The 13,003-nt window shown below is 58.3% G+C and carries 10 protein-coding genes; 1 reads left to right on the top strand and 9 read right to left on the bottom strand.

The features are described 5' to 3' along the window. Positions 1-144: 144 nt before the first annotated feature. The 6 genes from AC1RP7_RS06840 to AC1RP7_RS06815 form a co-directional block, all read right to left on the bottom strand. Positions 145-855, bottom strand: coding sequence for an SDR family NAD(P)-dependent oxidoreductase (locus AC1RP7_RS06840; RefSeq protein ID WP_057712436.1), 711 nt, complete (start codon positions 853-855; stop codon positions 145-147). Between the two features lie 43 nt (positions 856-898). Next, positions 899-1,555, bottom strand: coding sequence for a DsbA family oxidoreductase (locus tag AC1RP7_RS06835; protein ID WP_340312528.1), 657 nt, complete (start codon positions 1,553-1,555; stop codon positions 899-901). Next, the gene (locus tag AC1RP7_RS06830) at positions 1,552-1,773 is read right to left on the bottom strand and encodes a tautomerase family protein (RefSeq protein WP_008046542.1); all 222 of its coding nucleotides are present in this window, start codon (positions 1,771-1,773) and stop codon (positions 1,552-1,554) included. Before AC1RP7_RS06830 ends, AC1RP7_RS06835 begins: the two co-directional genes overlap by 4 nt. Before the next feature lie 789 nt (positions 1,774-2,562). Next, complete coding sequence (locus tag AC1RP7_RS06825; RefSeq protein WP_223473864.1) at positions 2,563-3,150, bottom strand: PBECR2 nuclease fold domain-containing protein; 588 nt, start codon at positions 3,148-3,150, stop codon at positions 2,563-2,565. Between the two features lie 178 nt (positions 3,151-3,328). Then, positions 3,329-4,615: an OprD family porin gene (locus AC1RP7_RS06820; RefSeq protein ID WP_349734759.1), complete on the bottom strand. Its 1,287-nt coding sequence runs from the start codon at positions 4,613-4,615 to the stop codon at positions 3,329-3,331. 260 nt (positions 4,616-4,875) lie between these two features. Further along, positions 4,876-5,547 (bottom strand): DsbA family protein, encoded by a 672-nt coding sequence (locus tag AC1RP7_RS06815; protein ID WP_154861236.1) that lies wholly within the window; start codon positions 5,545-5,547, stop codon positions 4,876-4,878. Positions 5,548-5,809: 262 nt separating this feature from the next. Here AC1RP7_RS06815 and AC1RP7_RS06810 point away from each other — a divergent pair, with 262 nt between their 5' ends. Then, complete coding sequence (locus AC1RP7_RS06810; RefSeq protein WP_493181508.1) at positions 5,810-7,903, top strand: TonB-dependent receptor; 2,094 nt, start codon at positions 5,810-5,812, stop codon at positions 7,901-7,903. Positions 7,904-8,129: 226 nt separating this feature from the next. Here AC1RP7_RS06810 and AC1RP7_RS06805 read toward each other — a convergent pair whose 3' ends face one another. The 3 genes from AC1RP7_RS06805 to AC1RP7_RS06795 all read right to left on the bottom strand — a co-directional run bounded on the left by AC1RP7_RS06805 (position 8,130) and on the right by AC1RP7_RS06795 (position 12,880). Beyond that, positions 8,130-8,342: a hypothetical protein gene (locus AC1RP7_RS06805; protein ID WP_057712441.1), complete on the bottom strand. Its 213-nt coding sequence runs from the start codon at positions 8,340-8,342 to the stop codon at positions 8,130-8,132. A 243-nt stretch (positions 8,343-8,585) separates the two neighbouring features. Next, positions 8,586-9,692 carry an agmatine deiminase gene (gene aguA, locus AC1RP7_RS06800; RefSeq protein WP_057712442.1) on the bottom strand — a complete coding sequence of 369 codons (1,107 nt, stop codon included), beginning with the start codon at positions 9,690-9,692 and terminating at the stop codon, positions 8,586-8,588. Between the two features lie 275 nt (positions 9,693-9,967). Then, positions 9,968-12,880 carry an aminotransferase gene (locus tag AC1RP7_RS06795; protein ID WP_493181507.1) on the bottom strand — a complete coding sequence of 971 codons (2,913 nt, stop codon included), beginning with the start codon at positions 12,878-12,880 and terminating at the stop codon, positions 9,968-9,970. Positions 12,881-13,003 lie beyond the last annotated feature (123 nt).

Raw genomic sequence — 13,003 nt, 5'->3', positions numbered from 1 at the left:
ACACCCCTGCGGTGCTCTCACATTGAAGGCCTGATTCTTGTAATCAGTAGTTCCCGGGTTCGATTCCTGGTGCTGCACCATACAAAACAAAGCCCCTGCAGAAATGCAGGGGCTTTGTTGTTTCCGGGGTTTGGAAACGCGCCTTTAGTGTCCCGCGCTCTGACCACCGTCCACGTGCAGGATTTCGCCAGTGACGAACTTGGCGCCGTCCAGATACACGACCGCTTGCGCAATATCATCGATCTCGCCCATGTGCCCGACCGGGTGCAGATTGCCCAGTGCGGCATGGGTTTCTTCGCCATGCATGGGGGTCTTGATGATGCCGGGGCTGACCGCGTTCACCCGGATCCCGCGCTTGGCGTATTCGATGGCCAGGGATTTGGTTGCTGCGTTGAGGCCGCCCTTGGTCAGTGAAGCCAACACCGATGGCACGCCGTCGATGGCGTGGTCCACCAGGCTGGTGGTGATGTTGACGACGTGGCCGCTGCCTTGCTTTTCCATCTCGGCGATGGCGAGCTGGGTGATGTAGAAGAAGCCATTGACGTTCACCGACAACACATTGGCGTAGTCCTCTGCTGTATACGCGGTGAACGGCTTGGCGATGAAGATCCCGGCGTTGTTGACCAGGGTATCGATGCGACCGAAACGGGAGATCGCTTCACGGATGACGCGCTGGGCGGTTTCCGGCTCGCCGATGTCACCGGCCACGGTGAGAATGTCCGGATCGGTGGACGGCTTGATCGAACGCGAAGTGGCGACGATCCGGTAACCGAGTTCACGAAAGGCTTTGACCATACCGTCGCCGAGACCTTGGGATGCGCCGGTAATAACGATGACTTTTTTCGAAATGCTCATGATGAAGACCTCTGACAATTAAAAGTGGGGTAGAAATCTGTAATCAGGCTTCGGCCGGGGCGTTCACCATTTGTCTCAACATCTGTTCGTAGTACTCGACCGATTGCGAACCGGACACCAGGTGGCGACCGTTCAGCACCATGGCCGGAACCGAGTTGATGCCGTGCTGGCGGTAATACATTTCAAGCTCACGCACTTCGCTGGCGAATGCGTCGGACGCCAGCACCTCTCTCGCCCCTGTCGCATCCAGCCCCGCTTCAGTCGCCAGACGCACCAGCGTCGAGTGATCGCTCGGGTTCTGGCCTTCGCTGAAGTAGGCCCGTAGCAGCACCTTCTTCAACTCGACTTGTCGCCCTTCCTGCAACGCCCACAGCAACAAACGGTGCGCATCGAAGGTGTTGTAAAAATGCGTGCGCTTCTCCAGATCGAACTTGAAGCCGATGGCCTCGCCGCGAGCGATCTGCATGGCCTTGCCGACAGCGACTTCGTCGGCTGTTCTCCCGTACTTGCGCATCAGGTGCTCGACCGCTTGCTCACCTTCGGCCGGCATGTCCGGGTTCAACTCGAACGGCTTGTAGGTCAGCTCGACCGAGACTTCCCCGGCCACGTTCTCGATCGCCTGCTCCAGTGCCGTCGCCCCCAGCGCGCACCAGGGGCACACCACATCGGAGATGAAATCGATGGTGACGGAGGACGTCATGACTGCCCTTCCGCCTCGGCCAGTTGCTTGCGGTACTGGGTGGTGGTGATGCCGGCGTAACCCCAGTTATCGGTGTCGACTTCTTCGATCACGATGTGGGTCAGGTCAGGGCGTTTGTTGAGGACGCGCTCCAGTGTTTCAGTGATCTCGGCAATCACCTGAGCTTTCTGCTCAGTGGTAACGCCATCGCGGGTGATGCGTACGGTTACGAAAGGCATGAGGGAAACTCCAGTGACCTTCCCGTCGGGATGATGGGAGAGGCGTTGGAGCTCAATTTATGGAGTTTGCTGGAAGGGATAAAGGTGGGAGCGGGAACTTCATTCGTTACGCGGTGTAATGAGTACTGTAGGACTCTATACCGTTTTTTCTGTCATCCAATTACTTACGTGTCGCAATTTTCCACTTTTTGCGACACGTCTTCGGGACATGTCGCTGCGGACGACACGTTCGCGATGAATCGCGAATGCATTTGTTAAGGCTTACCCCGCGCGATAGAGCTGATGCGGCTCTCATTCATATCGCGAACAAACTCCAGCAAGTCCTTCTGAAACTGATTTGTTCGATATCCCCTTCTGTTACCTCCCACAGCAACCTCGATCACCTCGTCAACCGAGTCGATATTCCTGCGAATGGTTTGAGCATCAAGCATTGCGCAAGCCCGTTTCACTGCGCACACCAGCTATCCGCATTTCCGCCGAGGAATCATTACCCCCTGTTGTTTCGATCAATTTCTCCATTTTGTAATGGTCCCCATCGTAAAAAAGTCAGATGTCGATGTGCGCGACTTCGCCGATCTGACCAACACCACCACAAGGCTACCGCTCGGGTTGACACAAACATCATCTGTGACAGAGAATTTGCCCAAGAGCGCGAAACCGACTGCCTTCAGGTGGCAATAGTCGGCGTTAGGAACCCCGTTGATGACCTGAAAATCAGCGCTCGGGTGAGACCTCTTCTCCCTTGCTTGAGGGAGCACAATATCAAGCAAGCTTCTCAAAAAAAGCAGCCTACTCAGGCTGCTTTTTTTGTTTGGATAATAGGTAACGTTGATAAACCAACCCGCCGTGTCGGTGCTTGTTCAGCGCCTTTTTGTCACAGTTCATGAAGTTCCAAAGTACATACCCACGGTCAACATGGATTACTACCAACATTTGGTACTTTGTGTGGTATGCGCCAATGAAGGCGAGACGATAGGAGTCATCGCTGTAGGAAACCCGCCAGATTTCTAATGGATTCTTCAGCGTATCTACAGCAAATTCAGTGAAACGCTCTCGGGCGTTAGGGCGTTTTTCCACTATGTGACGTAGATGCTCACGCCGAACCGTCACGGGTAAATATGGCGTTTCGATCAGCACCGTGTCAGTCCCTTCATGCAATCCAAAACCTAGCGCTACCTGCCTTAGAGCGGAGCAGACATCAACGGCCCCTGGTAGCTCTCGAACCACCTTGGTTTCCAAGAGTATTGATATGTCTCGCAGATCCGGCAAACCTAGATCCTTCCAGCTTTCCTGATCAGGAGCTTCCTTTACCCCTGGAGCTTTCATTCGGTGATCTCTCACGGTAACAACTGCTATTTCAGCCTGTTGAATCGTCACGAGAAATCAGGTGGATCCTCTTTTTCCCTCAGAGACTTCCGACAATCTTGAAGGGCATCGCCATTGCCATTGAAAGAGCCGTTTGGAAAATTCCAATTAGTCACAAAAAGCCCCGAACCAGTCGGGGCTTCTTCTTTTTTCTCAGCCTTGCATCAGACCTCGAGACCACAACCCATCATCAGAAGATGTTGATCGGGTAATCCACAAACACTCGCACTTCGTTGCCGCTGACGTTGTACTCGCTCGACTTCTGCGACACACGCAGGACCGAGCTGCGCAGTTTCACGCTGAGGTCTTTGGCCGGGCCGCTTTGGACGACGTATTTGATCTGGTTGAAGATCTCGCGCTCGGTGCCGCCTTCGCTGGTGGAGGTGGTGATGTTGTCACCGCGCACATAGGCCACGTTGTAGCTCAGGCCCGGTACACCGAAGGTGCTGAAGTCCAGGCCGTAGCCCACTTGCCAGCTGCGTTCGTCTTCGGCGTTGAAGTCGGACCAGTATGAGTTCGCCAGGTAGATGGTGTTGCCACCGTCGCCGATGCGGCCTTGATCTTTCTGGTAACCGCCGTAGGCGTAGCCCAGGTTGCTGTCGCCGGTGCTGCGCTGGTGTGCGAGGGTGAACGAGTGCGGGCCGGTGATGAAGGTGGCCGCCAGGCTCCAGATCTTGTTGTCGTCGCCGGTGATTCCGTTTTCGCGGACGTAGGAGTCTTCCAGCTTGGTGCGGTAGCCGTTGAAGTCCAGGGTCAGGGACTGGTCCTTGTCGATCGGGAACACGTAGTTGGCGTTCACGTATTGCTTCTTCAGCACGTCTTCGACGTCGGAAGCGTAGAGCGCGGCCTTGAATTGCTCGGTGAACTGGTAGCTACCGCCCAAGACGTTGATCGACTTCAAGCCACCGCTGTCACGGCCTTCGGCGCTTTTGCGCGATTCGGCGGTGAAGCGGCCGGCATCCAGTTGCAGGCCTTTGATCTCCTTGGAGGTGATCAGGGTGCCGGTGTAGCTTTCCGGCAGCAGGCGCGAATTGTCGTAATTCAGCACCGGCAGGGCCGGCATCTGGTCGCCGTAGGTCAGGGTGGTGCTGGACAGGCGGAACTTGATCGCCGCGCCACCCTTGGACAGATCGTCAGCCGGCTGGCCGCTGTCGCCCTTTTTGAAGAAATCGATGCCTTGCGCGCCGCTACGGTCTTCGTTGCGCTCCAGGTTCAGAGCGTATAACCCGAAAGCGTCCACACCCACGCCCACGGTGCCTTGGGTGAAGCCGGACGAGAACGTGCCGATGGCCGCCTGGCCCCACTCGGATTTATCCGGGTTGCCGTCTTTGTAGTCACGATTGATGTAAGCATTGCGCAGCAGCACTTTGAGGCTGCTGTCTTCAACAAAACCCTTGGATTCGGCCTGGTCGTTCGCCATGGCCTGTGTCGCACTCAACATCCCCAGAGCGATCAGGCTGATTCGCTTGTTCAACATTTTGTTCTTTTCCTTATTTCCGGTTGATACGCGCTGTGCCGAACGGCCGAAACGGCGCTATCGCGCTCTTTTTTCATGACGAAAACAAAAAGGCCCGCCCACGATTTCTCGCGGCGGGCCTTTTTATAATTTTGATCGTGGCGGTTGGCCACAGGCGTTGGGCCGAATCGTAGCTGCGCCCTTAACGATGTGTCAATTTCATGAATCTTCTAAAAATAGGCGAAAACCGTCTAAGAAATTGCTTTACGCAGCAGGAATGTTCAATTGCTGCAGCCATCGAGGCCGCAGGCTGCTACGGAAATGGATGATCCCTGATCGGGCAGCGACTGACTCAGCCACTGCGCAAATGCCTGGGGTTTGCCCAGCCACGGCCCGATATCGATCAGGGTGAATTGATCATTGTGCTCAAGCGCCAGGGTTGGAAAGCCCTGCCCACCGACCTTGGCCAAAAGCGCCCGGCTGTTCCTGATATGGCCTTCGGTGTCGGCGGCCCTGAAGGCTCTTTCGAAGGTTTGACGGTCCAGCCCCATGCCGTGGGCCAGTTCAAACAGTACCGATTCGTCGGCGATGCGGCGCCCCTCCACGTAGTGAGCGCTTTGCAAACGCCCCAACAACTCCAGCCCGCGACCTCCCATTTGCTCGGCAGCCAGCACCGCAGCGATGGGTGGCGCCGAGTCGAACACGGCGGTGTGATCACGCAACAAACCTTCGAAATAGTCTTCACCGAACGGCTGTCCGCTGTATTCGGCGATGCGCCGGTCATGGGGCATGACGTAACTGCGCAGTTGTGGCGAAACCTTTTGCCGATTGGCCCCCGTCATCATGCCGCCGCCGTGGGCAATCACGGGCAGCACAGCCTGGGCGGCCTGCACCAGCGGTTTGGCGCCGTAGCACCAGCCGCACAATGGGTCGTAGATGTAATGCAGGATCATGGGAAAGCTCCGACAGAAACTCAGGAAAATTCGATGTCGGCAGGTTAGTGCCCCAGCGGCCCCGGAAAAACGCCGGATTGGCTTTCAGTCTGTTGCTTGAATCGGTCGAATGAATGCGTCGGCATTTGTATTAATTCCGACACAATTAGAAACAATCAAATGAGATAAATTCTCAATAACAACTAACGACAGTAAATGACAAGCATTACTATCCGCGCCCTCCTACACGCTTCAATCTAAAATCCTACGGATGCGCTCTTCAATGCCTGCCCCTTTTCGTCTTGCGCCCTACAGCTTTGGGCTCTCTGCCTTGTTGTCTGCCGGTTTTTCCTACGCTGCACCGACCACCCTACCTGCCACATCGATCAGCGCCGAAGCTGAAGCCGACGACCCGCGCGTAACCCAAACCAGTACAGCAACCCGGACCGCGACACCGGTGCGCTACGTGCCACAAGCCATCGACTCGATCAAAACCTCGAACGTCATGGATTACGGCACCAACGACTTGGGCACGGCGCTCAGCGGTATCCCCAACGTCAGCAGCGGCGCCGACACTCGTTTCGACAGCCTGCGCATCCGCGGTTTCGACGCCAGCAACGACTTCTATCTCGATGGCATCCGCGACGACAGCCAGTACGTTCGCGACCTGCACAACATTGAACGCATCGACGTGTTAAAAGGCCCCGCTGCCGTGTTGTATGGCCGTGGCAGCCAGGGCGGCATCGTCAACCGGGTGAGCAAACTGCCTGAGTTCGGTCGCCGCTCGACTATTGAAGCCCAGGGCGGTAGCGAGGACTTGCGCAGCCTCTATGCCGACCTCAGCACCGACCCTTCCGAGAACATCAGCCTGCGCCTGAATATGGGCAACATGGACGAGAACAGCTTTCGTGATGGTGTGAGTGGCAATCGCCAGTTGTTCGCGCCCTCGATGAGCTGGCAGCTGACCCCCGATCTGAACTGGTTGGTGCAGTACGAATACAGCCGCTACAACCGCACGCCGGATCGTGGCATCCCCGGCGTAAACGGTCGCCCGGCAGACGTGGGACGCGATACGACCTACGGCAGCGAAAACGATTTCATCGACGACAAGGCGCAGTCCCTGCGCTCGAAACTCACGTATGAACTGAGCGACAACTGGCAACTGCGCCAGACCCTGGGTGTTTTCAAGCTCGACAGCGATTTCGACAATACTTACTTGACCGGCTATGTCCCGGCCACCAACAAGGTTACGCGCCAGCACTGGCAGCAGGACCTGAACACTCGCAATGTCTACAACAACGTCGAGCTGGAAGGTGGTTTCGATACCTTCGGCCTGGAGCACCGCTTGCTCACCGGCATCGAAATCGGCAGCCAGCGCCGCGACCCACTGCTGTACACCGCCGCCACTTCCGGCCCGGGCAGTTCACCGGTGCCGGCGCTGGACCTGAACAACCCGGACCGCAATTTGCGTCATACCGGGCGCATGGTGGTGTCGAGCAACACCCACACCGAGGTCGAGAGCCGTGCGGTGTATGTACAGGATCAATTGCGCCTGAACGATCAATGGCAATTGCTCGCCGGCCTGCGTTACGACACGTTCGATATCGAGTCGACCAACAAGGTGCGCAACATTTCCGAAGACAGTGACAGTCATAGCACCAGCCCTCGCGTTGGCGTGGTCTGGACGCCGCTGCAAAATCACTCCTTCTACGCCTCCTGGAGCAAGACGTTCTCGCCGGTCGGCGGTGGCTTGATCGGCATCACCCCGGGCGCGGCAGGTAACAGCAATGACCTGAGCCCGGAGCGGACCAGGCAGAAAGAAATCGGGGTGAAGAGCGACTGGCTCGACGATCGCCTGAGCACCACGCTGGCCATCTATGAGCTGGAGCTCTACAACCGTCGCACCAGCGACCCGAACAACCCGACCATTACCCTGCTTTCAGGGCTGCAACGCTCTCGCGGGATCGAGCTGACCGCCGCTGGCAGGATTACCGGCAACTGGTACATGCGCGGTGGCGTGGGTCTGCAGGACGCAACCATCGAAAAGGACAACAACGGCCTGGAAGGCAAGCGCATCAACAACGTGGCCAAGCACAACGGCAGCCTGTTCCTGACCTGGAAACCGGAAATGGGCTGGTACGCCGAAACCGGCTTGACCTTGGTTGGCGACCGCTATGCCGATAACCTCAACACCACCGTGTTGCCGGGTTATGGCCGCTGGGACGCCTTGGCAGGCTTCCGCCAGAAGGATTGGGATTTGCGCGCGGCGCTGAACAATATCAGCGACAAGACGTATTACGAATCGGCAACCAGTGCATTCCAGATCCAGCCGGGGGCACCGCGTAGCCTGGTGGTGACGGGCACCTACAGTTTCTAAACACCACTTATCCCGGTGTGAACCAATAACCTGGTTCACACTATTCCCTTGTGGGAGCGAGCTTGCTCGCGATAGCGGTGGGTCAGTCGATATAAACGCTGACTGGCCGGGCGCCATCGCGAGCAAGCTCTCCCACAGGGGATCGTAGTGATTGCATGAATCTGCACGCAAAAAAAACGCTGCCATCCCGGCAGCGCTTTTTTTGTTCAATCCGTTGTTGTTCTTCTTATCCTTCCATCACATCCCACAACGCATCCAGTTCCGCTTCGCTGAATAAACCAGCAGGGTAACGCTCGATCATTGTCCGGCGCGGATCAGTATCGCTGATCTGACGCATTCCATTGGACTTGAACCAGTGCGCCAGGATCTGGAGCGATTCGCTATTTACTGCCAGGGGATGCAACGCCTTGTCGCTCACTACGTTCACTTCGGCGTTCATTTCAGCGCTCTCTCCCGGTTTGTGAGCGGCTAACTTATCCAAGGTTTATGACAGAACATAGAAGTCCTCCCTCCCCCGAGTTACAACAGCGGAGATACAAGAGCTGTGCCAAGGTTTCTGAAGTGTGGCCTGGCAGATACAAAAAAGCCCGCAGGCCTGTAGGGCCGCGGGCTCCGTGCATTGCGGGAGGCTGATCGACAGCCTGAGGGATTTCGTAATCAACTCAAGCTGTTACGACCTCACTCACTCCTTGTGCGGCGCGGGTTGTTGCTGGGTAAGACAGTGAATATTGCCGCCCCCCAGTAACAGTTCGCGACCAGGCACCATTACCACTTCATGCTGTGGGAACAGGTTCTGCAAGATTTCCTTTGCCGGACCATCCTGCGGGTCGTCAAAGCTCGGCGCGATGATGCCGCCGTTGACGATCAGGAAGTTCACGTAGGAACCGGCCAGACGAACAGTAGGATTACGTTCCTGCGTACCATCAACCGGATCGACACCGGCACACTCTTCCTCGGTCGCAAACAGCGGACCCGGGATCGGCATCTTGTGCACCGTGAACGGGCGCCCCTTGGCATCGGTGCTGCTTTGCAGCGCTTTCATCGCCGCCTGACAGCGCGGGTAGTTCGGGTCCTGCGGATCATCGGTCCAGGCCAGCAGCACTTCACCCGGGCGCACGTAGCAGCAGAAGTTATCCACATGGCCGTCGGTTTCGTCGTTGAACAAGCCATCCGGCAGCCAGATGATCTTATCCACAGCCAGGTTTGCACTCAGGACCGCTTCGATTTCCGCTCGATTCATGTGCGGGTTGCGATTGCGGTTGAGCAGGCATTCTTCGGTGGTGATCAGGGTGCCTTCGCCGTCGACGTGAATCGAACCGCCTTCCAGCACGAAGCCTTCGGTGCGATAGCGGGGGCTGCGCTCGATCTCGAGGATCTTGCCACCAACCTGCGAGTCACGGTTCCACGGCGAATACAGGCCGCCGTCAAAACCGCCCCAGGCATTGAAGTCCCAGTTCACACCACGGACTTCGCCACTATTGTTGATGACGAAGGTAGGACCGGAGTCGCGAACCCAGGCGTCGTCGCTGGACATTTCCACCACACGAATATTCGGCACGTCCAGACGGGCACGGGCGTTTTCGTACTGGCCGGCGGAAACCGCCACGGTCACCGGTTCGAAACGGGCGATGGCCTTGGCCACTGCCACGTGAGCGGCTTGTGCCGGTTTGCCACCCAGGCGCCAGTTGTCCGGGCGCTCGGGCCAGATCATCCAGGTCTGGGTTTGAGGTGCCCATTCGGCTGGCATATAGAAGCCGTCGGCGCGAGGGGTGCTGTTCAACGTGGTCATGGCTCAGGACTCCGGAGTGACATTGATACCTGACAGAAATGGAAGCGTATGTGTAAACGCCGTGGGCTGTGGCGACTTTATATCCGATAAATATCGGCTTTTAAAGCACCTTACATCCACCGTTACAAAAACAATCGATTAAAAGCCGATATCAATCGAACTAAAATTCTCCCCCTGTGGGAGCGAACTTGCTCGCGATAGCGGTCTTTCAGTCGAAAAATCAGTGACTGGAATGGCCTCATCGCGAGCAAGCTCGCTCCCACAGGGGGATGTGTTTACAGCCCTTCTGCGAGCACCTTCGACAGCATGTCCACGAAGAAATCCACACTCTGGCGAGAAGTGACCATCGGCGGCTTGATCTTGAGGATGTTCAGGTAATCGCCGGTCGGTTGCATGAAGATCCCCAGCTCACGCAAGCGATCGCACAGTGCGGTGGTTTCTTCGGTGGCCGGCTCCAGGGTTTCACGGTTGCGGATCAACTCGACGCCCAGATAGAAACCGGAACCGTGCACCGCGCCCACTAACGGATGAATATCGATCAACGCTTCGAGGCGCTTCTTGAAGTGCCCGCCAACGACCTGGGCGTTCTCCCAGAGTTTTTCCTCTTGCATCACATCCAGCACGGCCATGCCGACCTGGCAACTGACCGGGCTGCCGCCGGCGGAAGAGAAGAAATAACCCTCGGCCTCCAGCGCCTCGGCGATTTCCCGGCGGGTGATGACCGCGCCCAGTGGCTGGCCGTTGCCCATGCCCTTGGCCATGGTGATGATGTCCGGCACAACGCCCTGCTCTTCGAAGCCCCAGAAGAAATCGCCCATGCGCCCGTAGCCGACCTGCACTTCGTCGGCGATGCACACACCGCCCCTGGCCCGGACCATGGCATAGACTTGTTTCAAATAACCTGGTGGCAGCGAGATACCGCCGGCATTGCCGTACACCGGTTCGCAGATGAAACCGGCCAGTTGGCGTTTCTGCTCGGCGATTTTCGCCAGGTTGTGTTCGACGCTGCGCACATAATCCGGCGCACTGTCTGGGCCACGGAACTCACCGCGATAGGTGTTTGGCGCGGTCACCGGGTGCACCCAGTCCGGGCGGCTACTCAAGGCCTTGGGGTTGTCGGCGATCGAGGTCGACACCGAATCCGCGCCCACCGTCCAGCCGTGATAGGCCTCCAGCACGCTGAGCATGTCGCGACCGCCGCTGTAGGCCCACGCCAGGCGAATCGCCAGGTCGTTGGCCTCGCTGCCACTGTTGACCAGGAACACGCGGTCCATGCCGTCAGGGGACAGCTTCAGCAAACGTTCGGAGAACTCGGCCACGGCTGCGTAGTTGAAGCGCGAGTTGGTGTTGAGCAACGACCACTGGCGGCTGGCGACTGCCGCCATGCGTGGATGGCCGTGGCCCAATACCGCTACGTTGTTGAGCATGTCGAGGTAGGAGCGGCCCTGCATGTCGATCAAATGGTTGCGCCAGCCGCGTTCGATGCGCGGTGGATCAACGTAATAGTGTTTTTGTGTGCGGGCGAAGCTGGCATCGCGCCGGGCCAGCAAGGTCGCTCCGTCGAGCTCGGCTTCGGCATCACAGGCCAGCCCCAGCAGCGCCGCAGGTGACGGGCACAACGCCTGCCAGGCGGCGGCGCGCGATGGCGTGCAGAACAACGGCGCAGTGATCGACGCGCCACGGCACAACTGCACGATCAATGGCCCGCTGACCGAACCCAGCACCTGGCCTTTGACCAGGGCCGCGCCGCTGTGCAGCGACGGCGTGACACCCCAAAGCCGTACACTCAATTGCGGGCCATCCAGTTGCAGCACGCCCGCCGATGGCTGGTGCACTACCCCGGCAAACGGCGCTTCGACCGCCGTGCCCTGAGGCACACGCAACTCGACGTGCAACGGGCAGGTGTCCGGTTCAGCGGCGCTGTCCGGGCGGGTGTGGGACAGGCGGTATTGCCCGTAACGACTGGCCGCCAGGCCATGTGCCGCGGCCGCTTCATCCAGCAGGCGCTGATCGACACCCTCCTGCTCCCAGTTCCCGGCCTCGAAATGCGGGCTGAGCACACCGAGGTCGATCAAGGCGAACTCACGTCCCACCAGGCTCGGTAACAGCGGCGCGAAGCCTTCGCTGCCGATGGTGGGCAGGTTCTGGCCGACGGCAGTGAGGATCGCTGCTTCCATCAGCGCCAACGGCACCGACGTGGCTACACGGAAGATTTCCCATTCATGGACAAGGTTGTCGCGGCTGTAGGCATTGCCCGGATCGATGCTGACCTGCTGTTCGCCGCTGAGCACCAACACCGCCGCGCGGGCGACGATCAGCGGCCACAACGCCAGCAGCTCTTCGTGTTGCAACGGGTTGACCGCGTGATACGCCTGGATTGCCGGCAAAATGCAGAACGGATCGCCCTCGCCATGATGCAGCAGCGCGGCACAGGTCACCGACAGATCGGTGATGCGCCAGGTGCGCACCAGGTCGCCGAAATCAATCACGCCTTGCAGCTGCCAATGGCGCTGCGCATCGCGCTGCCACACCACGTTGTCATCGGTGATGTCCATGTGAATGGCCTGCACCGGCAGTTTGTCCTGCAGTGGCTGCAAATGCCGCTCGGCTTGCCCGGACGCTTCGACGATCAGTTTGCGCTGGGCTTCATCCTTGATCACCGGCAGCAAATGCGCGATCAAGGCGTGGGCATGGCGGGCGTCCCATTGCAGGGTTCGCACCAGCCCCGGATGGTCGAAATCCGCCAGGGCCAAGTCCATTTCACCGCACAGGCGACCGAAGCCGGACACCACCGTCGGATTGAAATGGCCGAGGCTCGTCAGTGGCTGGCCTTCGATGTAGTCGAGCAAGCGCACGTGCACCGCCTGGCCACCCACGTCCAGCGACAGCAGGTCTGCACCGTTTTTCGCCTCGATAACACGCGGCACCTGTACATCGGGGTGCTCCCCCAGATGCTTGAGCCCGGCATGTTGTGCCTGAAGCTCCAGTACCGAGTAGTCGCCACGGCAGATTTTCAGGACGAAACGTCCCCGCTCGCTGTCGACGCGGTAGTTCAGGTCTTGCTGGCTGCCAAGGGCCTGCATCCTGCCGCTGAACCCGTAATATTCTTCCAGCAGCTCTAGCGCTTGCTCCGCAGACACCTGCGGGCTGGGCAAACTGGCGCGATGAATCAACGTGGCGAGCGGCATACAACAACCCCTGAAATTTTATTAGGCGCCTATATCGCCACTGGTTCGGGCGATACGCAACCCCCCAGGAACCGGTAATGGTCATTTGCAGGGGCTGGAACAGGCCGGTAGATTTTTACTTGA

The organism is Pseudomonas sp. GW822-FHT01E03 (assembly GCF_058802985.1).
This window is presented reverse-complemented; position numbering and strand designations above follow the sequence as displayed.